Genomic DNA, 272 nt, shown 5'->3' with positions numbered 1-272 from the left:
CATGAGCACCGCTGCGACGCCGCAGGACTCGAATGACTTCACGCAGCCAATTCTTGAGTTCGACCGCAGATAGCATGCCGATTCGCTCGATTAGCGGTTCAGAGAGTACATATCGAAACGCCGCGACTTCTTTGACCGCTGATGCGACCTGCGCGCGTGTGACTCCGCCAGAGCCGGCAGGGACGTGAAGTTTTGTACGGCGCCGCAGGAACAGCTCCTGATTCATCATGATTTCTTCCTTGGTCGCCGTTTCCAGTGAGCTGAAGCTCACC

At 57.0% G+C, this 272-nt stretch carries 1 protein-coding gene; it reads right to left on the bottom strand.

Going from position 1 to position 272, the window contains the following annotated elements:
• Nucleotides 1–272 (bottom strand): hypothetical protein (locus AAEY79_RS14930; protein ID WP_352289174.1); only part of this gene is annotated, 272 nt, incomplete at both ends.

Origin of the sequence: Psychrobacter sp. GW64-MNA-CIBAN-0177 (genome assembly GCF_040309585.1) — a bacterium.
GTDB classification, from domain to species: Bacteria; Pseudomonadota; Gammaproteobacteria; order Pseudomonadales; family Moraxellaceae; genus Psychrobacter; species Psychrobacter okhotskensis.
This window is presented reverse-complemented; position numbering and strand designations above follow the sequence as displayed.